The organism is Methylobacterium sp. D54C (genome assembly GCF_053345595.1).
Map to the genome: position 1 here is coordinate 1 of NZ_JBKFAK010000135.1, position 360 is coordinate 360.

Below are 360 nucleotides of genomic sequence, written 5' to 3' on the forward strand. Positions count from 1 at the left end.
CTGCTCCGCCTCGCGCTGCGCGGAATCGTCCAGCACTTCTCCGGCCTCCAGGCCGTAGAGCCGGCGCGCCACGTCCTCGGTGAGGTCGAAGGGGCCGCCCTCGAACCCGACCCGCCCGGCCGCGAGGCCGACGAGGCGATCGCAGTAGGCGCGGGCGAGGTCGAGGGAGTGCAGGTTGCACAGCACCGTGATGCCGTAGCGCCGGTTCACGTCGGCGAGCGCGTCCATCACGAGCCGCGTGTTGCGCGGGTCGAGCGAGGCAACCGGCCCGTCGGCGAGCAGGATCTCGGGTTCCTGCACGAGGGCGCGGGCGATGGCGACGCGCTGCTGCTGGCCGCCCGACAGGCCGTCGGCCCGCTG

At 74.2% G+C, this 360-nt stretch carries 1 protein-coding gene; it reads right to left on the reverse strand.

Annotated elements, in window-relative coordinates; genetic code table 11:
• The coding region (locus tag ACLBYB_RS32855) for an ATP-binding cassette domain-containing protein (RefSeq protein ID WP_447701386.1) at positions 1 to 360 on the reverse strand (360 nt) is incomplete at both ends.